Source organism: Streptococcus sp. HSISS3, assembly GCF_000448605.1.
Taxonomy (GTDB): domain Bacteria; phylum Bacillota; class Bacilli; order Lactobacillales; family Streptococcaceae; genus Streptococcus; species Streptococcus raffinosi.
This window is the reverse complement of record NZ_CM002130.1, coordinates 526071-546661: the sequence shown is the minus strand read 5'-3', so window position 1 is coordinate 546661 and position 20591 is coordinate 526071. Positions and strand designations below refer to the sequence as shown.

22 protein-coding genes and 2 pseudogenes are annotated in these 20591 nt (G+C 35.5%); 8 read left to right on the top strand and 16 right to left on the bottom strand.

The annotated features are described in order from the left end of the window. Positions 1-2: 2 nt before the first annotated feature. The 10 genes from HSISS3_RS02755 to ssb all read right to left on the bottom strand — a co-directional run bounded on the left by HSISS3_RS02755 (position 3) and on the right by ssb (position 5590). The gene (locus HSISS3_RS02755) at positions 3-446 is read right to left on the bottom strand and encodes a GNAT family N-acetyltransferase (RefSeq protein ID WP_021151525.1); all 444 of its coding nucleotides are present in this window, start codon (positions 444-446) and stop codon (positions 3-5) included. Between the two features lie 51 nt (positions 447-497). Then, on the bottom strand, positions 498-986 hold the full coding sequence (locus HSISS3_RS02750) for a hypothetical protein (RefSeq protein WP_021151524.1): 489 nt from the start codon (positions 984-986) through the stop codon (positions 498-500). 15 nt (positions 987-1001) lie between these two features. Continuing rightward, on the bottom strand, positions 1002-1658 hold the full coding sequence (locus HSISS3_RS02745; protein WP_021151523.1) for a JAB domain-containing protein: 657 nt from the start codon (positions 1656-1658) through the stop codon (positions 1002-1004). Between the two features lie 19 nt (positions 1659-1677). Further along, on the bottom strand, positions 1678-1854 hold the full coding sequence (locus HSISS3_RS11925; protein ID WP_021151522.1) for a hypothetical protein: 177 nt from the start codon (positions 1852-1854) through the stop codon (positions 1678-1680). A 12-nt stretch (positions 1855-1866) separates the two neighbouring features. Then, positions 1867-2175 carry a hypothetical protein gene (locus HSISS3_RS02740; protein WP_042771735.1) on the bottom strand — a complete coding sequence of 103 codons (309 nt, stop codon included), beginning with the start codon at positions 2173-2175 and terminating at the stop codon, positions 1867-1869. 34 nt (positions 2176-2209) lie between these two features. Next, complete coding sequence (locus HSISS3_RS02735) at positions 2210-2518, bottom strand: hypothetical protein (RefSeq protein ID WP_083320431.1); 309 nt, start codon at positions 2516-2518, stop codon at positions 2210-2212. A gap of 322 nt (positions 2519-2840) precedes the next feature. Next, positions 2841-2981: a hypothetical protein gene (locus HSISS3_RS11920; RefSeq protein WP_021151519.1), complete on the bottom strand. Its 141-nt coding sequence runs from the start codon at positions 2979-2981 to the stop codon at positions 2841-2843. Between the two features lie 191 nt (positions 2982-3172). Beyond that, positions 3173-4189: an ERF family protein gene (locus tag HSISS3_RS02730; protein ID WP_021151518.1), complete on the bottom strand. Its 1017-nt coding sequence runs from the start codon at positions 4187-4189 to the stop codon at positions 3173-3175. Between the two features lie 50 nt (positions 4190-4239). Next, positions 4240-5088: a PD-(D/E)XK nuclease-like domain-containing protein gene (locus HSISS3_RS02725; protein ID WP_021151517.1), complete on the bottom strand. Its 849-nt coding sequence runs from the start codon at positions 5086-5088 to the stop codon at positions 4240-4242. Between the two features lie 76 nt (positions 5089-5164). Then, positions 5165-5590 (bottom strand): single-stranded DNA-binding protein, encoded by a 426-nt coding sequence (ssb, locus tag HSISS3_RS02720; RefSeq protein WP_021151516.1) that lies wholly within the window; start codon positions 5588-5590, stop codon positions 5165-5167. A gap of 914 nt (positions 5591-6504) precedes the next feature. Between ssb and HSISS3_RS02715 the strand changes: the two genes are divergently transcribed. After that, on the top strand, positions 6505-7599 hold the full coding sequence (locus tag HSISS3_RS02715; RefSeq protein ID WP_021151515.1) for an Abi family protein: 1095 nt from the start codon (positions 6505-6507) through the stop codon (positions 7597-7599). A 206-nt stretch (positions 7600-7805) separates the two neighbouring features. Here HSISS3_RS02715 and HSISS3_RS02710 read toward each other — a convergent pair. Further along, positions 7806-8792: pseudogene (locus tag HSISS3_RS02710) on the bottom strand (phage tail tip lysozyme); the annotation flags it as partial. A gap of 464 nt (positions 8793-9256) precedes the next feature. On the opposite strand from HSISS3_RS02710, the gene HSISS3_RS02705 reads away from it, so the two are divergent. Next, a complete protein-coding gene (locus tag HSISS3_RS02705; protein WP_021151513.1) occupies positions 9257-10465 on the top strand; it encodes an ATP-binding protein in 1209 nt (402 codons plus the stop codon). A 179-nt stretch (positions 10466-10644) separates the two neighbouring features. Here HSISS3_RS02705 and HSISS3_RS02700 read toward each other — a convergent pair whose 3' ends face one another. Beyond that, positions 10645-11262: an SAP domain-containing protein gene (locus tag HSISS3_RS02700; RefSeq protein ID WP_021151512.1), complete on the bottom strand. Its 618-nt coding sequence runs from the start codon at positions 11260-11262 to the stop codon at positions 10645-10647. 693 nt (positions 11263-11955) lie between these two features. Between HSISS3_RS02700 and HSISS3_RS02695 the strand changes: the two genes are divergently transcribed. From HSISS3_RS02695 to HSISS3_RS02685, 3 genes and pseudogenes are all read left to right on the top strand, one after another. After that, positions 11956-14094, top strand: a complete 2139-nt coding sequence (locus tag HSISS3_RS02695; protein WP_021151511.1) for a peptide cleavage/export ABC transporter — start codon at positions 11956-11958, stop codon at positions 14092-14094. 10 nt (positions 14095-14104) lie between these two features. After that, positions 14105-15310: an HlyD family efflux transporter periplasmic adaptor subunit gene (locus HSISS3_RS02690; RefSeq protein ID WP_021151510.1), complete on the top strand. Its 1206-nt coding sequence runs from the start codon at positions 14105-14107 to the stop codon at positions 15308-15310. A 231-nt stretch (positions 15311-15541) separates the two neighbouring features. Beyond that, positions 15542-15763: pseudogene (locus tag HSISS3_RS02685) on the top strand (IS110 family transposase); the annotation flags it as partial. Between the two features lie 224 nt (positions 15764-15987). On the opposite strand, the gene HSISS3_RS02680 reads toward HSISS3_RS02685, so the two are convergent. The 4 genes from HSISS3_RS02680 to HSISS3_RS02665 are packed head-to-tail and all read right to left on the bottom strand — an operon-like array spanning position 15988 to position 18238. Then, the gene (locus HSISS3_RS02680; RefSeq protein ID WP_021151509.1) at positions 15988-16737 is read right to left on the bottom strand and encodes a LytR/AlgR family response regulator transcription factor; all 750 of its coding nucleotides are present in this window, start codon (positions 16735-16737) and stop codon (positions 15988-15990) included. Between the two features lie 11 nt (positions 16738-16748). Next, entirely contained in the window at positions 16749-17702 is a 954-nt protein-coding gene (locus HSISS3_RS02675; protein WP_003094496.1) for a sensor histidine kinase, read from the bottom strand. 2 nt (positions 17703-17704) lie between these two features. Continuing rightward, positions 17705-18073, bottom strand: a complete 369-nt coding sequence (locus HSISS3_RS02670) for a hypothetical protein (RefSeq protein WP_042771729.1) — start codon at positions 18071-18073, stop codon at positions 17705-17707. Positions 18074-18076: 3 nt separating this feature from the next. Beyond that, positions 18077-18238 (bottom strand): bacteriocin, encoded by a 162-nt coding sequence (locus HSISS3_RS02665; protein ID WP_003094124.1) that lies wholly within the window; start codon positions 18236-18238, stop codon positions 18077-18079. Positions 18239-18653: 415 nt separating this feature from the next. Between HSISS3_RS02665 and HSISS3_RS11490 the strand changes: the two genes are divergently transcribed. From HSISS3_RS11490 to HSISS3_RS02650, 3 genes are all read left to right on the top strand, one after another. After that, positions 18654-18758 carry a helix-turn-helix domain-containing protein gene (locus tag HSISS3_RS11490; protein WP_125411941.1) on the top strand — a complete coding sequence of 35 codons (105 nt, stop codon included), beginning with the start codon at positions 18654-18656 and terminating at the stop codon, positions 18756-18758. A 169-nt stretch (positions 18759-18927) separates the two neighbouring features. Further along, complete coding sequence (locus tag HSISS3_RS11485) at positions 18928-19353, top strand: IS3 family transposase (protein ID WP_003094345.1); 426 nt, start codon at positions 18928-18930, stop codon at positions 19351-19353. Positions 19354-20176: 823 nt separating this feature from the next. Beyond that, positions 20177-20404 (top strand): Blp family class II bacteriocin, encoded by a 228-nt coding sequence (locus HSISS3_RS02650; protein WP_021151506.1) that lies wholly within the window; start codon positions 20177-20179, stop codon positions 20402-20404. Positions 20405-20591 lie beyond the last annotated feature (187 nt).

Genomic DNA, 20591 nt, shown 5'->3' with positions numbered 1-20591 from the left:
GGTTAGCTTTCGCCTCCCTTCAAAAATCGGTCAATAAGCAACTGGCATGCTGCCGTATGAAACATCACACGATTGGTGTTTGCAATACGACTGCAACCGTAGCGACGTACGTAGTAATCTAAAAGAGCAGTCTTTGAAAGACACATCATGAAGCCCTCAAAACCACGATTGAAAGCATCTTGGGCAACATGTGCTAACAAACGCCCTGCTATCCCTTGGTTTTTCTTGTCCATACGAACCTCTAGCTTATGAACAAAGGTGTAAGCATCTCTAGGCTCTGGAGTGAACTCAATCATTCCAGAAATCTCACCTTGAATCACAAAACCACTGGTCATAGCATCAGATGAACTCCTTACCGTCCAATCAACTTCAAACCCTTCTGACGTCAAATCAGATAAGGTCGAAATCGCATCTGAACTAAAGGTCCAAAAGAAGGTCTCTTTCATGCTTTGTCTCCTCGCTACATCTTTTTCTTTATACCTATTATAACACCATTTTTAGATAGACAGTCGGCCTAAAGCAAGCTCTTGCTCATAGACTCCCTCTAACTCTTTCAGATAAGACTCTGAGTAATCTCCGAGGTCTTCATCTGTTAAGAGTTTAGTGGTTACCCCTTTACCTGGGACATTGCGAGTCATAACGGTTGCTTTATAAATAAAGTTTACGCCAGACTCTGCATCCACATAATCAAATGTGGCAGACATTGGGATATCACTAAGAGTGCTATCTTGCTTTAAGATGTTAGTCAAAAAGCTATCGATATTCTCTCGAATATTCCAATTCCCACAAGCTGTAAAAGGAAGTGTCACTGAGACAAGTCCTTCTTCAGTTGTGATACAATCTGCTTTTCTTGGATGACCTTTTAGAGTCGTTGGGGTCCAAGCTTTGGCATTGATTACCCTATGAGTAGCCACAAGCACTTCAATATCTGAAAATGTTGGTGCGGAAATCGTTACCTTTCCAAAGGCATCAGAAATATTTCCCATTCTTTTTCTCCCTTCCTAGAAACAACGCATTCTTCCGTTATCTCTAAAAGAATAGTAATTATCTTTCGTTACGATAACATGGTCTAAGACCTCCATCTCAAAGAGCTTTGCAGCATCTTCAAGGGCCTCAGTAACATTAATATCATTATTGGAAGGATATACACTTCCAGAGGGATGGTTATGAGCTACCAGCACGTAGCGAGCTAAATTCTTCACTGCATAGTGAAAAATCTCTCTTGGACACGCCATACTACGATGAACGCTACCGATGAAAACTACTCGCTCCTCGATAACGTTATAATGCACGTCTAAGTACCACACTACAAGATGCTCTTGCTTCTTATGTCCATAGGCTTTTTGGATACTTTGAGCAAAATATCCTGTCCCAGTGACACAAGTTGGCTTTTCTTCCTCACCTTCTGAACGTTTGAAAAGTTCAAGCATTGAAAGAAAGGCAATAGCATCTCTCTGAGTTAATCCATAATGTTTTAACTCCTCGATACTTAACTCACAGACCTTCTTAAAGACCTTCTTAAAATCTCCTTGCAATTCAGAATACAAGGCATCGACCTTTTCTGAAGGAATCCAGTGAGTGAAAGCCCTTTTGAATAGCTCTCTATCACCAAAGTCTTTAGGATGTCTAACTTGTCTCCTAGTAATTGTTTCTGTCATTGTTTTTCTCCTTTACCTGTTAAACCACAAGCCATTTTTCCTGCAGTTGCATAGCGACTGCTGCGGTTGTGGTTACTTTAAAAAGCAAACGCTCCTGGTTATCTCTTGCAACTACAACAGCAACGTCACCCTTATAGATAACCGAAATGTTACTTTCTTCAGGTAGCGTATTGGTCAAAATCATAATTCTATCCATAACTACCTCCTCCTAGGCTGGCGCTACTACCCACATAGAACGGATAGCTTGCACCTTTCGATTCGTCTCTGCACGGTCTAAGCGACAATCGCTATCAAAATTAGTACCATAGACATCTTCATATACCTCTCGCATACGTCTGCCCAGGTCCTCAATATGAGACAATTGCGCTTTCGAAGCGCGTGCATTGAGGTCAGTCATATAGCGATGATAAACTTTCCTAAACATCGCATTTAATCTGGCATCATTCTCTAGGTACCATTTAAGGGAGTAGTTCTTGTAGTGCTCGTGTAACCACAAGGCTTTTTCTCTTTTTGTCATTGTTTTTTCTCCTTTATAAAACAAAAAATGGCCCCTAGGACCATTTTTCTGTTCTTGTTTTGAGGGCTGTCAGTTCGTTAAGCATAGCTTCGTAATAAAGTCTACGTTTCAGACGTGACGAAAACAAATCCACAAATTCCTTATAGTAATGAATATCTTCATTTGTATAGGACTTACAGGGACGATTTTCATCATAAACGATTAACCAGACTCTTTTTCCGGGAACGGCTTCACTCATTGAATTGACTCCTCTGTTATCCAAAGCTTCAAGACCCGCTAGTGAAACATACCCTACTCGAACCTTATGCCCGTCGTTCTTTAGATAAGTACACACTTTCGCCATACATTGCCTATGTTTTTTGGGCTTATGGGCACCCTCTAAAAAACACAGTATATTAATAATAGACGTCTCCTTCCTTTGTTCAACTACGAAAAAGGTGTTGAATCCCTTCTATCAAAAGAATAGGGATTAGAAATACTACGGCAACTAATAGTTTAAAAACCAATTTGTTGCAAAGCAAGTTGCATAGGGAAAAATAGCCTAGAATGGCCACAACCCCAATAACCAACAGCTCTGGAAGTGTCTGTTTAAAGAAAGTGTACCAAACTTGTTGTTCGACATAAGTTCGGTTTGAATGGAAAAGATCTAAAACACTGGTGATTGTTTATCTGACAAAGTAGTCACGACTAATCACCTCTTTTTGCTTCTGTTGCAAAGCATGGTTGTACATATTTAGCAAAAACTCCCTCTTAATAGAGTCCTCTTCTGCGATATATGCTTCAAAAAGATCATTAATGTTTTGCATATCCATTCCTACCTTCGTTCTTATAATATCATGTTCTATAATTCTCTTCCTATTATATCATACTCTTTCTCACCCAGGGATAGTTCTACCTTCTGGATAATGTTCACTTAATGCCAATCAGATAATGGCACTAATGAACATTTCTCTTATGTTGTTGCCGTAATAAAGCTTGACCACTTTTGGTTCTACACCTATTGTTGTTGTGCTTGTTGACGTTGTTTAGCAACAAAATCAGACAAAGCTTTGAGTTGAACAGTCAACCCTTTACTTTCGCCTAGTTCAGACCACTCAAGCAACTGGCTTTCTGTGGCCCCAAGAGACATTGCCGCTTCTTCACCACGAGCAACCATTTGAATCAGTTGATCGTCGTTACAAGCATTTGCTTTTGTCCCTTTTGGCTCTAAAGTGGTAGCTATTTCACTCTTTTGAGAAGGTACTTCAACTTCACTAGTTGCTTGTGATACACTATCGCTTGCAACTTTGTTAGCAGCTGATGTCACCTCACTTAGTGATGTCTGTTCACTACTACTCAAAGAAGTAGCAAGTGACGCAGACTTGGTTGTCTTTCCATAGCGAGCACCTGTTGGCTTGCGAGGTGTTTTTGCTTGGGCATTTGATTGATAATTGTGGTTATTACCATAATTACCAGTTTCTTGTGTTGATTGCGATTGATTTGGCACATTGTCCATATCTAGTTCTTCGCTATCAGCCTCAATGCCAAGCAAGGTTTTCACCTCGTATCGACGTAGGTAAGTCACCTGAGCTCCCAGGTTCTTAATGTCATTGACATTGTAGAACACAGGAACAGACTCAATAGCGTAAGAGGCACCACTTTCGTGAAGTAGTGTCGTCACAACTTTGAGTCCATTAGCATTACCAAACGGGATATGTTTGGTTTGTTGCGTCAAAGTTAGACCATACTTATTGAGTGCTGGACGTACAGCCCCTAAAATCTCTGAGAGAGGGGCGAACTTAAAGTCCACGTTCTTAAACGTGACTCTACTTGTCGCTGTTACAGCTCCAAACTCAGCTTGAGCCTTGGCCAAAGCCTCAAACAATGGAGCCATAACTTCCGGTTCGTCTTTTTTAACTTGTTCAGCCTTTTGCCATTCTAACTGCATTTCCGCCTTAGCTAAAGCTACTTTAGCTTCAATAAGTTCAGCTACTAAGGTTTTCTCATTTGGTGTGTTCAACATAGTTTCAGTCATTTGTTTTTCTCCTTTATCATAAAAAGTGGCCTTTAGACCACTTTCTCTATTTATTGTTGTAAAAATTCTGCCACTGTTTTTGCTGTTGTTAACGACTTATTCGTTAAACAGTAATCACAGTGCCCACATCCTTCGACAGACTTATGTGCCAAAGCATCTTTAAGCGCTTCAACATGTCCATAGAAGATGTCTCTCCCCATTTCAATGATTGTATCATCGATTAGAATTAACTCCTTATCGGGAACAGGTTCCTTTGAAACTGCCATAATATAAGGTGTAAACTCATAACCGTAGGTTTGCTTCAGCAACTCCTGATATACGTACATTTGTAGCGTATACTGATATTCTACTATGTTATAGAGAAGCGACTTCGTATAACGATGTAGTGTCGTCGAATATTTTTCCGACTGAAGACTCTCCATCGTTTTCAAATCTATGAAATAACCACCTGAAAGATTCAGACTATCAATTTTGCACTTGAAAGGAATCCCTTCTAACGTTCCAGTGATAATCCGTTCTTTCTCCACCATCTCATCATCTGTACCATGATACAAACGATTAAAAAGCTCCTCTTTTTCTAAAGCAGCAATCATCTTATCTGCTTGTTTGAAAGAGGCTTTTACCTGGCCAGCAGTTTTTCCTCGTTGACTGATGATCTTATCTCGATTCATTTCCAAGAAAGCTTCATGAGCTTCTTTAGTCTCAAAATAAGAATGGACATAATTACCAACAAGTAGGCTTTCTGTCTCCGTCTTCTCAGGCCAAAAGCCCAAATCGACAACTTGTTGTCTTAAGGGACATTTGATGTACTCCTTCAGACGAGAAGTGGACATGTAATACCTATCTTGGTAGTAATTATCCTCTGTCAATGGAGGAAGTATCTCTACTTCTTTTATCATTCTTTCTCCTTCCAAAACAAAAAGAGCTCAGTATGACTGAACTCTCTACTTTCTTCTTAAAACCTTGCACTATGTACTAGAAAGGAATATTCTCAAACATAGAATCATCTAAAGGTTCTCCACCTCCAGGAAAGCCCCCTTCTGCAGGTCCAAAATCTGGACTTTGCGAAGAAGTGTTACTATGTTCACGAGGATGTAGGTTGTCAAAGTTTGACACATTAACCTCGGTTACATAGACACGTTGACCTTGCTGATTCTCGTAGCTACGAGTTTGCAACCGTCCTTCAACGGTCACAAGATAGCCTTTCTTGATCCAGTTCGCGAAATTCTCCGCTTTACCCCAAATGACGAGGTTAATAAAGTCGGTCTCTCGCTCTCCATTTTGATTTTTGTAATCACGGGGAGAAGCGATTCGAGCCGTCGCCACTGCCTTGTTCGAAGGTGTGTAGCGAAGTTCCGGATCTGAGACCAAACGACCAGTAATAATGACTTTGTTAAGCATAAGCTTTTCTCCTTTATAAAAAATTGTTGTTGTAAAGTTACCTTGGAAAGCTTCGAATACCTATTCGTAACCTTTCCTCCGCATGCCGACTGTTTAGAGTTGGGAACACCTGTTCCTCGCCTCTAATCATCGAGATGTCGCCTTCCTTTTTGTCCATCTACCTAAACTCAAAAACAAAAAAAGCATAACAAAGAAGCCGGCAAGCCTTGTCTCAAAAAACAAGGATGCGCGTGCCTATGGCAAACCATAGGAAAAACTTCTCGTTATGCTTACTTGCTAATAACGTTTGTTGTAGCCTTTCAAAAACTCAAGGCAAGTTATCTCGTACGTGTTTTAAAGCGTTAAGCCCCTTCTTTCTGTCTGATGGCTTAACTGATAGCTAAAAGCGAGTACGCTCTCTTTTAACCCCTTAAACATGGTATGCTTTTCACTGGGACAGAACCAGTAATCACATATCCTCCTCCATGTTTCCTCTTTTCTCTAGTCACTTGACTATGAGTTCACCGTTTGAGGTGTGGTGAAATAGATATAAATTAAACAATTTATGCCTTTAGTATAGCAAACGCATGAAAAAATAGCAACCTAAGGTTAAAGATGACTTACAGTAAAATACAAAAACACCTAAAAGGTGCATGATATACATTTTATGCTCTAGTGCCATGTCAATTAGAACAGTAACAAAACCTCGACATGGACCAGCTCCCGACCTTCTTGCCTCGGCTTCCGGTTAGGCTATCTGGTATTTACAAGGTTATTCATAATTACCTTGAAGGTTCCTAAATAAACCTTTTTAGCTATTATAATATTATTTATCGTTTGAGGCAAGGAATCAAGCACTACATGATGAATTGTGATTAAAAAATATTTAATTATGATATACTTAAAGACAAGATATTATGGATATGGAGTAACACATGGCTATTAAACAAAGCGAAGGGCGTCATTCTTTAAAACAAAAATTACATGAAAGAAAATTGTATTTTGAAGATAAAGAACTTGATGATGCCCTAATAAAATATAATTACTTTAATTTATTTAATGGAATTGAAAACCTTTTACTCTCTAGTAGAAATCCCAAACGATTCAATAAAGTTACATTAGATGACTTTATTACAATTTATAAATTTAATAAAAAATTGGCGACTACAATTCTGGAGATTTTAGATAATATTGAATCAAAATTAAAAAATTCAGTAGCACACCATTTCACACAAACTTATTGTCTAACAATAAGTGATACTATGAACTATACCTTAAAATCAAATTATATAGACCCAAAAAATAGTCAATTTGCTAACAACTATCCCTTTGTAAATTACCAAAACAAAAGGATCTATGACGAATTTGATAATTTTATCCTTTTTAAACCTTTTTATCTTACAAAATTAATCAACGAAAACGACCACATTGACTATCGGTTTTATACAGATTCACGTTATACTAGCCAAAGAGGTCAGACAACTTTTCGTACAGGCCAAGCTCCAAATTATACCTATCATACTCACGTTGCAGTACCTTTTTGGGTCGCAATTGAAACACTGACCTTAGGAGAGGTGATCTGTCTACTACATTACTTAGATCCTTACGTACTAAATAAGGTAATGGAAGACTTTAATATGCCATTATTTTATCGAAATGAATTTTTAAATATGTTTGATATTATTAAATCACTTCGAAATTTTTGTGCCCACGGTTCATTAGTATATCGCTACCAATCTCCAAAATATATTAAGTTAAATGCGAACTTGGTTTCATTATTTAATTTAACACCATCTGAAACAGGTACACCTCCTTCAGCCCTATCTTTATTTGACACTCTACAGATTGTCAATTATTTTGAAAGTACTAAACCATTAAAGAAACATATCAATTCAATTATTTATAGAAACAATAAACATTTCAAATCACCTGATTTTGACTTGAATACTCGTTTATTGACACGAATGGGGAATCCGAATTTAAAAGACTGGAAAAAATTTATTTTTATGGACTCACAATATCATTTTTAAATAAAGCTAAATAAATTTGCTTTCTCTGTTGACATCTGTATCCAAATATACTAGAATAGCTATAGAAAATAGAATTGCTCTTAAGAGCGTTGGAGAATATCAACCTTATATTTTCCTCGAAAAAGTCCCCCTTGGTTTGACTACCAAGGGGGACTTTTGGTTTTACATAAGATGAGATATAACTAGGTGTTTCTGTCCTCCTGCTTCTATTTCGTCGTATAAGCAAAACTCATGGTACTATCCACTCCTAATAATTTTCGGAAGGTGTAGTTTGGATTACCGTTATAATTCGTTTCTGATATGAGAAATGAACCATCCGGGTAAACTTTTTCAATGAATGCTACATGCCCGTATGCTGTTGGTGTTCCATGTGCTCCTCCCGCAAAGGAAATGATAGCGCCCGCTTTTGGTGTTGTCCCTGTTTCTCCACCAAGGCTTGTGGCAGTCCGTACCCAATCTTGACCATTACCTATGTTACTGATAATAGGGAGTTTATCGCCACTTCGGCCTTTGAGTTTCAAGCCTAATTGGTTAATCCGAGAGGCAACTCCCCAGGTACATTGACCATAAGCATAACCCATGCCATCACCACCACCAGGTACAGAATTCTCATAAAGGTCACCTCTGACGGCTTCAAGTGCTTTTGAATCACTTTGAGAGGTTCCTCCATTTGGTTGGCTAAAGCCTTTTTCAATTTGGTAATACCACTCCGTTGCTCGTGTTTGACCTTCTAGGAGTTTATCGCCTGAATTGCCTTCCCAATAAATGAGAAAGAGTTGCGTCAGACTAGCTGGGCTTCCACTATTTTTAAAGAAGTCTTTCAACCAATTGGTGTAATAGGGATTATCCCCATGAAGCATAAAGTCAAGTTGTAGACCAAAGTCATACCACTTTTGATGTTTGCTTTTGGCATACTCTAAAAGAAGTGTGTGACGGCGAGACCCGTCAGCCGTATCTGTCCATTGACCTAACCCTAAGCCACGTTTTAGGATATTAGGGTATCTGCCATTATAGATAGATGGTCCACCTAGTAATAACCACCCCTCATCATCCCAAGAGGATTCTGTTGCCCCAACAGGAGGATTGAGATAGTCTCCTTCTGCTCGTTTGGGATTGATAGACGACTCTACCGACCAGTTTCCTAAAATCGCTGCGATGGCTTGATTGGTTACACCTTGTTTTTTGAGGTACTCCGAATTTAAATCTAATTTAACTAAATTAGATTTCATATACAAATAGACTAAAATTCAATTTGGTACAAATAAAAATTTTCGTAAAACCTGGTTTTTTCTACATTATGATATTTATGGTAAATTATCACTAAAATTAAGTACTTTTGAGAGATAAATCCTCAATTTTTACATATATAATCCTTTTAAAAATCAAGAGGTTATCAAAGGGTTATCAAAAATATCATGTTTTCAGATCTTATGTAATTGAGAAATACGAACTACCGTATCACAAAGATGATGTACAGTTTAACAACAAATATACAGTTTCTTCGTGCCAGTGCAATTTCTTTTTCTATCCTGAAGATATTCAAATAGCCCCAGATATTATTTCTAAATACTTAGAAATGATTAAATAAATCAAACATTATTTCTAAATATTTGAAAATAATTACTATTTATATTATACTGTCTTTGAGGTAACTATTATGAACTATATTAAAAGACCACATTATTTAGACTTTTTAAGAAGACATCGTGACCGACAAATCATCAAAGTTGTGAGCGGAGTTAGGCGAGCTGGTAAATCTGTACTTTTTCAACTCTATAAAGAGGAATTACTAGCAACTGGGGTAGACAAGGAGCAGATTATATCCATCAATTTCGAAGATTTGAGTTACTATGAACTGCGACATTTTCAAACATTATTTACTTATATAAAAGAGCGGTTAGTTGAAGAGAAAACATACTATATCTTTTTAGATGAAATTCAACATGTTGAAAAATTTGAACTGGTAGCAGATAGTCTATTCATCTTACCAAATGTAGACCTCTATTTGACTGGATCTAATGCCTACTTTATGAGTAGCCAATTAGCAACAAACTTGACTGGGCGTTATGTTGAGATAGAGGTTCTTCCTTTGTCATTTGAAGAATACCTATCAGGTCAATCTCTCTCTGAGAATCTGAATACAACAAAAATTTTTAACAATTATCTATTTAGTGCTTTCCCTTACTTATTGCAAACATCATCTTACGCTGAAAAAATTGACTATCTCAGAGGAATATATAACTCAATACTGTTAAACGATATTGTAACTAGATTGGGAAATCCAAATCCTACTATTATTGAGCGCATTGTCCGAACCCTTCTCAGTAGTACAGGTAGCTTAATATCAACAAATAAGATTCGCAATACCCTAGTCAGTCAAAATGTTTCCATATCCCATAATACTTTGGAAAATTATTTGACAACTTTGACAGATAGTTTACTTTTTTATTCCGTTCCACGTTTTGATGTAAAAGGTAGAGCATTATTGCAACGCTTAGAAAAATATTATCCCGTTGATTTAGGATTACGGCATCTCTTATTACCAGACCACAAAGAAGACATTGGGCATATCTTGGAAAATATTGTATATTTAGAATTGAGACGTAGATATTCACAAGTATATGTTGGTAATTTAGATAAGTATGAGGTTGATTTTGTTGTTGTAACTGATGTTGGTCACTACGCTTATTATCAGGTCAGTGAAACAACACTTGCTCCAGAAACACTAGACAGAGAACTTAGACCACTAGAAGCCATTAAAGATCAATTCCCAAAATATCTATTAACAATGGATACGATTCAGCCAACAGCAAATTACAATGGTATTGAGAAGAAAAATATCATAGATTGGTTACTAGAAAAGTAGATAGGCACTGAACACATAAATTGAGACGCAAAAATAACACTCCTGTTGAGCTCTAGTGAAACTATGAACAGGAGTGTTTTATTATGACCGAAAAAGATTATTCAGTAGAAACGAAAAAAGCTTGATTTATTTCTATCGTCTTTAATACTTTATATTCCGTTCGACAAACTTGAAGTTGTTTACTTACAGTACTCCTCTATTTTGTAGCTATATTCTTTTAGAAGTCCCCGTGAATAGATTTTTTTATTTTTTGAATCTCTAACTTCTTTCCAAAGGATAGCCGCAACTTTTAACTTGTTGGAGTAATGATTGCTAAATTCATCCGCACAAAAGTCTTTTAGAAATTGATTCCATTGGCAAGCTGAATTATCATACTTGGCGTAGTCTGACTCTCCATAGTATATTTTAATCATATCTTGGATTGTAAAATTTATGTTGTTGTCCCGTTTTACTTTTCGCCAAGCTGTTGCCATATCAGCATTAAATTTAAACGGATTAACACCTGTTACAGCTGAAAAATAATCACGAAATTTCTGATTAAAGGAAAACCCACATTCAAGTAATGATGTATTTAGGGTTATTATTTCGGTTTGATTTTTGTTTTTTTTCCTCAAAAATTTTTCTACTCTATTTCCCTTAAAATATTGTTCTATAATATGATTTAATTCTTTTTTTGTACATCTGTATTCTAATCCAAGGTACTTACAAATTTGTGAAAGCTCTTCTCGATACCAGTAGTATCTGTTAAATTCTTCAAATGATTTTATATCTCTAAAATCAGGTCTGTTTTCTTCCAAATGCTCACCTCTACAACTCCAAATTTATCTTATTATACCATAGGTAATAAAAGTCATCCCCTAGCTAATTTGTCATATAGACCTAGTATTTCATATATCATAGTATGCCATTGTCCTGTTTCATTTCATTCATCACTGCTTCTGTCACTCCTAACCTATAGTTCATATTAATTATTAGTCTAATTTTACTATACAATAAAACATACTACTATACCATAAGTCAGTCGTTCTCTAATTATAGGGGGTGTGACACCCCCTAAGTCCATTGTATCCTATCTCATAAATTGGTATAATTTTCTTGTAGTTCGATGAAACTACACTCGAAAACTAATCCTTTCTGTCTCTAATCCTCCTAATAGAAATAGAGACTCCTAATCAATCCCGTTCACATCATAATCTCCTATAAACCCAGATGTGAACAAACCTCCTTTACAACTAGGGCCATCGCTCTAGTTTTTTTGTGTTTAAAAGTTACATGATGTCCTACTCACGCGCGTGCTGAAAAAAAAGTGATAGGCTATTCTACCCATCACTTGTTGTATGAATTTTACCCAAACAAATAAACGTGTCCATAAAATCATACTAACATCAGTCTCCCTTTTAGGAATAAAAATATACTGTTTAGGCAAACATTCCCTAATTTATATCTTATTATGGCATAATTAATTAAATTACCTAAAAAGGAAATAATGTATGAAACGGTATGCTTATGTTGCTCAAATGGATATGCGTGACTGTGGTGTCGCTGCCCTTGCCTCCATTGCCAAACACTACGGTTCTGACTTCTCACTAGCTCATCTTCGAGAACTTGCAAAAACGACAAAAGAGGGTACTACTGCCCTAGGTATTACTGAAGCTGCCAAAAAAATGGGATTTGAAACCAAGGCAATTAAGGCAAATATGGAATTGTTTGATATGACGGATATTCCTTATCCGTTCATTGTCCATGTCAATAAAGAAAGGAAATTGCAACATTTTTATGTTGTTTATAAAGCTAAGAAAGATTATCTGATTATTGGTGATCCAGATCCGAGTGTAAAAGTTACTAAAATGTCTAAGGAGCGCTTTAAGCAGGAATGGACAGGTGTTGCTATTTTCTTAGCACCAGCTCCTAGTTACAAGCCACACAAGGATAAGAAAAACGGTCTTTTAAGTTTTCTCCCTTTAATCATAAAGCAAAAAACACTAATTACCTATATTGTTTTAGCTAGCTTGCTTGTCACTTTGGTCAATATTGTTGGTTCTTATTATTTACAGGGAATTTTGGATGTGTACATTCCTAATAATATGAAATCAACTCTAGGCATTATTTCTCTAGGACTTGTCATCACCTATATCCTGCAGCAGCTCATGGCATTCTCCCAGTCCTATCTATTAAGAGTGCTTAGCCAACGACTGACAATAGATGTCATTTTATCCTACATCCGCCATATCTTTACACTACCTATGTCTTTCTTTGCAACGAGGAGAACCGGGGAGATTATCTCTCGTTTTACAGATGCTAACTCCATCATAGATGCTTTGGCTTCAACTATCCTATCCCTCTTTCTAGATGTTAGTATCGTTTTTATTGTCGGTAGTGTACTAGTGCTTCAAAATATACGGCTATTTCTTTTGACACTCGTAGCTTTACCGATTTATACAGTCATTATTTTTGCATTTCTCAAGCCTTTTGAAAAGATGAACCATGATGTGATGCAAAGTAATGCCATGGTTAGCTCAGCTATCATAGAGGATATCAATGGTATTGAAACGATTAAATCGCTAACTAGTGAGGAATTGCGTTACCAAAAAATTGATAGCGAGTTTGTTGATTATCTCGATAAATCTTTTAAACTAAGCAAATATGAAAATATCCAAACTTCATTAAAGCACGGTGCTCAACTCATTTTAAATGTTGCTATTTTATGGTTCGGGGCTAGCTTAGTGATGGATAGTAAAATCTCAATCGGTCAACTCGTCACTTACAATACTTTGCTATCTTATTTTACAAATCCTATTGAAAATATTATTAATCTTCAAACAAAGTTGCAATCTGCTAAGGTTGCTAATAAACGTCTTAATGAAGTTTATCTCGTTGCTTCTGAATTTGAAGGCACAACTAGTATGACGTCAAAACTTTCTGGTAACATCACTTTTCATGATGTGTCTTACAGATATGGATTTGGGACCTACACTCTAAGTGACCTCAATTTAACTATAAAACAAGGAGAAAAAGTCAGTTTAGTTGGAATCAGTGGTTCTGGTAAAACGACACTTGCAAAGATGATTGTAAACTTTTATGAGCCTAACCAAGGCAATATTCGACTGGGTAATATGGATTTGAAAATGATTGATAAAAAGCAACTCCGTCAGTACATTAACTACCTTCCACAACAATCATATATTTTTTCAGGATCTATTTTAGACAATCTCACCTTAGGAGCAAGTCCAGACATTACTCAAGAAGATATCCTTATGGCTTGTCAAATTGCGGAAATTCGAGCAGATATTGAAGCTATGCCCCTTGGTTATCAGACAGAACTATCTGATGGAGCTGGCTTATCAGGTGGACAGAAACAACGCTTAGCTTTAGCACGTGCTTTACTAACCCAAGCTCCTATTTTGATTCTTGATGAGGCTACAAGCGGTCTAGATGTTTTAACAGAGAAAAAAGTCATCAATAATCTGATGCAGCTAACAGATAAAACAATTATTTTTGTCGCACATAGACTAAGTATCGCTAAACAGGTTGACCGTGTTATTGTCCTTGACAAAGGAAAATTAATTGAAGAAGGTAGTCACCAAGAATTGATCAATAAACAAGGCTTCTACTACCATTTATTCAAGTAAGGAGAGTTTTATGAACAACCACTTATTTCAATCAGCGGAGTTCTACCAACGTCGTTATCATAACTTTGCTACTATACTCGTGCTACCTTTGACGCTACTGGTCTTATTCATTGTATTATTTTCTTTGTTTGCTCATACAGAAATAACGGTAACAAGTACTGGGGAAATCACGCCAACAAAAGTAATCGAGGTTATTCAATCTACTAGTAATAATATTATCTCAACTAACAATCTTAAAGATAATAAGACAGTAAAAAAAGGAGACCTTCTCGTTAAATACTCTGATAAGCTCGAAGCTTCTCAGAGTAATAGTATTCAGCAGCAAATAGATAGAGATGATAGACAAGCTGCTGCTTTAGAGACGTTAATTAACAGTTTAAAACAAGGGACGAATCTTTTCGGAGATAATGATGAATTTGGCTACTCTAGCACAATCAATGCATTTTTAAACCAAGCGATTACTATTACTAGCCAAGTTAATCAAGCCAATGTCACAGTTGCAAAGCAAGAGGAAAGTGTGAATAAAGCTAATTCTAGTATTCCTAAACAAATAACAGAACTACAAACACAGGTCAACCAATATCAAGAACCACAATCAGACATTGACAATCTTAATCTGAAGCTTTCTAGTAATGTAACCACTGGAACTTACGATAATAGCGCTTCTTCACAAATAGAGACACTGCGAAATCAGCAAGTATCACAAGCTCAAGAACAGCTTAATCAAGTCAATAAAGACAAAGAAAGTCTTCAAGCCCAACTTGAACAAGCTAATATCAGAAAAGAAGCAACTAGCCTGTACGCTAACTCAAATGGTGTCCTACATCTCAATAGTCAAATCAAAGGCGAATCTTATATACCTCAAGGAACTGTTATTGGACAAATTTATCCTAATCTTTCTGAAGCTAAAAATGTAGCCATAACATACTATGTCAACTCAAACTATATCAACCAATTGAAAAAACAACAAACTGTAAGATTTACACTAAATACCGTTGGAAAAACTCCTACAGTTATAAAAGGAGAGATTGTCTCACTAGATAAAGCTGCAACAGAAACAAAAAACGGTAACTTCTTCAAAGTCACCGCTAAAGTCAATGTAACATCACAAGATAGAGAACATCTTACCTATGGTATGCAGGGAAAAGTAGTGAGTGTTATCGCTAAAAAAACTTTCTTCAACTACTTTAAAGATAAATTATTGAATAACAATTGAATCCTTATCGTTACGTTTTTTATCGGCTCTATAATTTCTGTAGTGGGTAAAACCACTGTAGAGATTATAGAGCTTTTTGAATGCAGACAAAAAGTCCCATAAGAACTATAATGAAAAGCAACCAAACCATCATTAGGAAGAACTTATGAGACTTATTAAGAATACCACAGAATTAATCGGAATTAAAGACCCTAACATCATTATTTCTCTTGTTTTTGAAACTGATACTCATATGCCAGAAAAATCTTGTTCAAGTGCATTCACAATATCGCTTCAGCTAGCCATACCAATCCTTGCCATATCTCAGATTTCTATGAGAAACGAAAAAGACAATCGCAGACAACTTCAACTAAGCCTCATACGATTGCCTCTATACATCGCCTTATTAGGACAATGTATTATCTTATAATACATAATAAACTTTACGACTATACTTTAGCCCAAAGTCATTAAAGTCGTCTATGCCCTATAATTCTAACACCTTGTTTCAAACAATACCAGATGAGGTGTTTTTTTAGCATGCCCATTTATGGATCAAAAAGTGTTAAAAATAAGACAGTAACCTCAGAATAGCTACTGTCTTATCTCTTTTTTTACTTAAAGTCTTGATAGACTTGACAAATGGTAGAAAGGAGCCGTTATACAGAACACAGTCTTTATTTAGTATTTATTTCTAATTATAAAATTCCCAATTCTTTCATACGTATTTTTAAGGTCTTTAAACGTAATCGTGACACAGGACAAGTGGTTCCCTCAAAAAACATCACTTCCTTCGTCTTTGAGTCATAACTAGCAATATTTTGAACATTAACAATAGCTGATCGGTCAACACGTTGAAAATGGTTCTTCGTATCCAATTGCAAAATTTCAGACAAGCTACCATAAAACTCTTTGATAAACTCACTAGTATAAATGACTAAGCGATGCGATTTTACAGAAGTTTGAATAAAAAGAATGTCTGAAATGGGAATGTTGATGCCTGGTCTTCCTTGATAACTATAATGTAAAATTTCCTCATGCTTATTCGTCTGTCCATGTTTTAAAACCTGCTCTAAGCATTGTTTGACACGTGCTCGATAATCTTTCTCAGGTAGGTCTTTTGTGATAAAATCAAGTGCTGAGACATGATTTTTAAAGACTAAAGGCATAGCTTCTGAAAGAGTTGTCGTAAAAATAATAACAGCATAGGGATTTATTTCTCTAATAGTTTTTGCTATTTGAAATCCTTTGTCTCTATCTCCATCAATCTCCAAATCAAGGAAGTAAACTTGGTTGACAGCTTCCTTTTGTTTATAGTCTTCAAACTCCTCTAATGTTGTAGCGCACTCAACATAAATATGAAGGTTCAAGTTTTTTGCAACATCATAAAGCGCTGATTCTAGTCGCAACTGATGATGAATATTGTCCTCTAAAACAATGATACGCATACTCCACTCCTTTACTGAATCGTCATTATCTGAGTAAAGTCCTCTTGACCGACTTTCGTCTCTAAACTTAATTGAGGATAATCTCCCAATAATTTTTTGAGATTATACAAGCCCAATCCTCTATCGTCTCCCTTACTTGATACACCTTTTTCCCAAATACGACGTTTATTTAAAGGTATTTTTGAACGTGTATTATAAATCATAACTGTTATAACATTATTTTTATTTGTTATAGCAACCTCAACGAGAGGTTTATCAGCTTCTTGCGCTGCTTCAACTGCATTTGTTAGAAGGATTGATAATATCCTAATCATATCAAGCATAGAAATATCAACAACTGGAATATGCCCTGGTACATCACACTTGAAAGTGACGCCTTGTTTTTCAGCTTCTAACATCGCTTTAGCAAGAGCATTTCTAAAAGCCAAATCATCAATATTTTTCAAATCAAAGGCAGAATAGTCTAACTTTTGAAGATTTGCATTTGTGGTTAGCAAAACATCTTTGTAAACTAACTCTATCTCATTAATATTTCTTTCTTGGATAACTGGAGCTAGACTGGCTATAATACCAGCAAAATCATGTCTAAATCCTCGAATTTCATCATATAAACTACCAAGCTTATTAACAAACTGATTAAGCTCTTTGTTCTCATCCTCTCGTCGTTTAATCTCTTGATGAACCATGTAAGTATTTTGTTGAGATTTAAGATATTGAGCGACATATAAAAAGAGCAGCAGGTGAACCAAGGAAATGGTTGAACCAAACGTATTAATAAGAAATGCATGGTTTCCCATGATAATAGTCCACATAGTCATGGAAAGAAGTAAAGCAATAAAGATAATATTAGCTTTACAGACTATCTTTTTAAAATCATCTTTTTCTAGCAGATCAAACCTAAGGTCTATATTTTTTAAGACAAGAATGAGACAAAATAAAGGAACCAGATATTCGACAAAACTCACAGCTAAAAAAAATAAAAAAACAAATGATAAAGACTATCCAAATCAATAATCTTAGTCATGACACTGCGAAAAAAGCGATGGAAAGTGTCATAACTAAGTACTATAAAAGCTGCATTAAAAAAGGAAAACGCTCTATTCTTTTTATTAGCCAGACGAAAAAGGATATAAAAATAGGCAATAAAAAGAAATGGTTCAAAAAAGTAGGGTAAATTGACAGCAACAAGGTAAATAGGAAAAAATAAAAGCCAATAAACTTTACCAATACTACAGCCCAGTTGCTTACAGGTAGCGTAAAACGGCAGATAAGCCATCAAAAGCATCTCAAGAATATTTAGTACCGTTATGAGCGCTACAAACACATAAGGTAACATTTACTATCCTATTCTCCCTTTTCCCCTACAATTAGTCAAATCACAAAAGAAATGATTGATATCATTGAAAATCGACATTCCTCCACCTTGAACAGTGGCTAATTCTTCATTCTTTAATACTTCAAAGTGCTTTTCTTCTGCTTTACGATGGTTTCCATTTAACATAAGATTTTCCTCTCTCCCAATCATTTTATTGTAAATATCATAAATGATCAATATGAAATAATTTTTTAGGAAATACCATTATTCTGTTATCACCTAAAAATACCCTTTATTCACGATAAAACTTTATTACAAATTCTAATCATCATAATAATACAACCTCTCAATATATATGAGCTTTTTATTCAATTATACCACAATAATCTTATTTTAATGAATTATTAATTGAAATGTCGATTTTTGTTCCTTAACTAAATTTATTCTAACTTTATTGCAAGCTTTTTATCATGTTCGTGCAAAGATACCTCCATGATATCATCTTTTCTTCATTTACATCTAAAACCATAAAGTATTGATGTTAGTATGATTTTATGGACACGTTTTGGTAGACTAGTATCTAACCAAAGGAGATGTCCAAATGAGCCAAAAATATACCAAAGAGTTCAAGGAAACAATTGTTCAATTGCATGAAGCAGGACAGCCTATTTCAGATCTAGTCAAAGAGTACGGAGTTGCCAACTAAACTATATACAAATGACTTCAGCTATACGGGAAATCTAAAAATCAAAATGTATCCCTTCATGAACTCCAACAAATGCGCAAAGAGATGGCTAAAATGAAGGAGGAAAATGAAATCTTAAAAAAGCCTTGAAGTTCTTTGCGAAGAAATAAAAGATTCTACTATCTTCCAAATGATTGATCATCTTTATGCTAGTCATCAGTTTTCTATCAAGGTGATGTGTCGCTTATTCCAAGTTTCACGGTTTAGCTACTACGCCTTTAAAAGCCACCAACCAAGCCAACGAGATCAAGAAAATAAACTTCTTAAAAAGGAGATTATGATCTCTTATCTTGCTTCTTCTAAGCGATATGGTGCTCCAAAGATCCATAAAGATTTATTGGAAAAGGGATACCAGATTTCCGAAAAGAGAGTACAAAAACTGATGACTGAATTAAATATTCGTTCGATCGTTAGAAAGAAATACCGACCTGCTTCATTGTCAAAACAAGAAGCAAAAGAATACCCCAATTTGTTAAAACGTGATTTTTCAACAGATAAAATCAATCAAAAGTGGGTAACTGATATGACATATATTTACACACTTTCGGATGGCTGATGTTATTTATCAAGTATTTTAGATCTTCATTCTCGAAAAATTATTGCTTGGAGACTTTCCAGACAGATGGAAACACGACTCGTTATAGAAACACTACAAGATTCCTTAAGTACGCGAACTGTAGCAGATGGGCTTATCCTTCACTCAGATAGAGGGAGTCAATATACAAGTAAGGAATACAATGATTATCTTGAACACCACAGTATTCGACACTCCTATAGTGCCAAGGGATGCCCATATGACAATAGTTGTATAGAGTCGTTTCACGCTACGATTAAAAAGGAGTGTATTTACGCCAAAACTAATGTTGGTTATAAAGATTTTCAGACCTGTTACAATAGTATTTTTAAGTATATTGAAGGTTTTTATAATTCGAGGAGACGTCACAGCAAACTGAACTATATTTGTCCGAATGAATTTGAAAAACAAAATGCTTAGTTAATAGCACTCCTTCTACGAGCTTATAAAATTCATTTTATGATCTCGTAGAAGAGCGCTAGCCTTCAAACTTTCCTCCCAAAATGTGTCCAAAATATTGACAGAATTCCAGACAGAGACGTACTGTTATAAATTTTAAAGTAGAAAAATTAGAAAATGTACAAGTATAACGGGAAATGATAGATACAGAATGTATAATAAGAAATCAGATATAAATACTTAATATTATTGTAATTACAGTATATAATATCTCTGTTGATATAGGAGTATCATACATTTTAGGCTTTATTGATATCATTTCAGGAATTATCATAGAATGTAAACGTTTTTACGATATACTATAAATGTCTCGAGATAAAGCAATTTTATTTAGGAGGTATTCGTTATGAATGCAGTGTTAAATCAATTTGAAGTTATGGATGATATTAAGCTTTCTTCTGTTGAAGGTGGTGGATGGGCAAGATGCGCCCTAGGAACGGCTGGTTCCGCTGGTTTAGGATTCTTAACTGGATCTGGGGCTGGTACCTTTACTTTTCCTATTGTTGGAACTATATCTGGCGGTGCAATTGGCGGATGGTCTGGCGGCGCAGTTGGTATCGCAACTTTTTGTTAAATTTTTCAACTAATGAAAATATTAAGTGTTTTTATAAAAAATATACTTCTTATATTTTTTATAATACTAGGTTGTATCAATATATTTAAAGACCAGACCATTTTCTTGAAAACTTTAAATATAATTGGGCTATTTGGATTTGTCATAATTGCTTTTAGAGTATTTAGTAAAAATAGAAACTAATTCA

Bases quoted from the DNA above. Each gene is read 5' to 3' on its own strand.
- HSISS3_RS02755 (WP_021151525.1), bottom strand. From the start codon at position 446: ATGAAAGAGACCTTCTTTTGGACCTTTAGTTCAGATGCGATTTCGACC.
- HSISS3_RS02750 (WP_021151524.1), bottom strand. From the start codon at position 986: ATGGGAAATATTTCTGATGCCTTTGGAAAGGTAACGATTTCCGCACCA.
- HSISS3_RS02745 (WP_021151523.1), bottom strand. From the start codon at position 1,658: ATGACAGAAACAATTACTAGGAGACAAGTTAGACATCCTAAAGACTTT.
- HSISS3_RS11925 (WP_021151522.1), bottom strand. From the start codon at position 1,854: ATGGATAGAATTATGATTTTGACCAATACGCTACCTGAAGAAAGTAAC.
- HSISS3_RS02740 (WP_042771735.1), bottom strand. From the start codon at position 2,175: ATGACAAAAAGAGAAAAAGCCTTGTGGTTACACGAGCACTACAAGAAC.
- HSISS3_RS02735 (WP_083320431.1), bottom strand. From the start codon at position 2,518: ATGGCGAAAGTGTGTACTTATCTAAAGAACGACGGGCATAAGGTTCGA.
- HSISS3_RS11920 (WP_021151519.1), bottom strand. From the start codon at position 2,981: ATGCAAAACATTAATGATCTTTTTGAAGCATATATCGCAGAAGAGGAC.
- HSISS3_RS02730 (WP_021151518.1), bottom strand. From the start codon at position 4,189: ATGACTGAAACTATGTTGAACACACCAAATGAGAAAACCTTAGTAGCT.
- HSISS3_RS02725 (WP_021151517.1), bottom strand. From the start codon at position 5,088: ATGATAAAAGAAGTAGAGATACTTCCTCCATTGACAGAGGATAATTAC.
- ssb (WP_021151516.1), bottom strand. From the start codon at position 5,590: ATGCTTAACAAAGTCATTATTACTGGTCGTTTGGTCTCAGATCCGGAA.
- HSISS3_RS02715 (WP_021151515.1), top strand. From the start codon at position 6,505: ATGGCTATTAAACAAAGCGAAGGGCGTCATTCTTTAAAACAAAAATTA.
- HSISS3_RS02705 (WP_021151513.1), top strand. From the start codon at position 9,257: ATGAACTATATTAAAAGACCACATTATTTAGACTTTTTAAGAAGACAT.
- HSISS3_RS02695 (WP_021151511.1), top strand. From the start codon at position 11,956: ATGAAACGGTATGCTTATGTTGCTCAAATGGATATGCGTGACTGTGGT.
- HSISS3_RS02690 (WP_021151510.1), top strand. From the start codon at position 14,105: ATGAACAACCACTTATTTCAATCAGCGGAGTTCTACCAACGTCGTTAT.
- HSISS3_RS02680 (WP_021151509.1), bottom strand. From the start codon at position 16,737: ATGCGTATCATTGTTTTAGAGGACAATATTCATCATCAGTTGCGACTA.
- HSISS3_RS02670 (WP_042771729.1), bottom strand. From the start codon at position 18,073: ATGTTACCTTATGTGTTTGTAGCGCTCATAACGGTACTAAATATTCTT.
- HSISS3_RS02665 (WP_003094124.1), bottom strand. From the start codon at position 18,238: ATGTTAAATGGAAACCATCGTAAAGCAGAAGAAAAGCACTTTGAAGTA.
- HSISS3_RS11490 (WP_125411941.1), top strand. From the start codon at position 18,654: ATGAGCCAAAAATATACCAAAGAGTTCAAGGAAACAATTGTTCAATTG.
- HSISS3_RS11485 (WP_003094345.1), top strand. From the start codon at position 18,928: ATGATTGATCATCTTTATGCTAGTCATCAGTTTTCTATCAAGGTGATG.
- HSISS3_RS02650 (WP_021151506.1), top strand. From the start codon at position 20,177: ATGAATGCAGTGTTAAATCAATTTGAAGTTATGGATGATATTAAGCTT.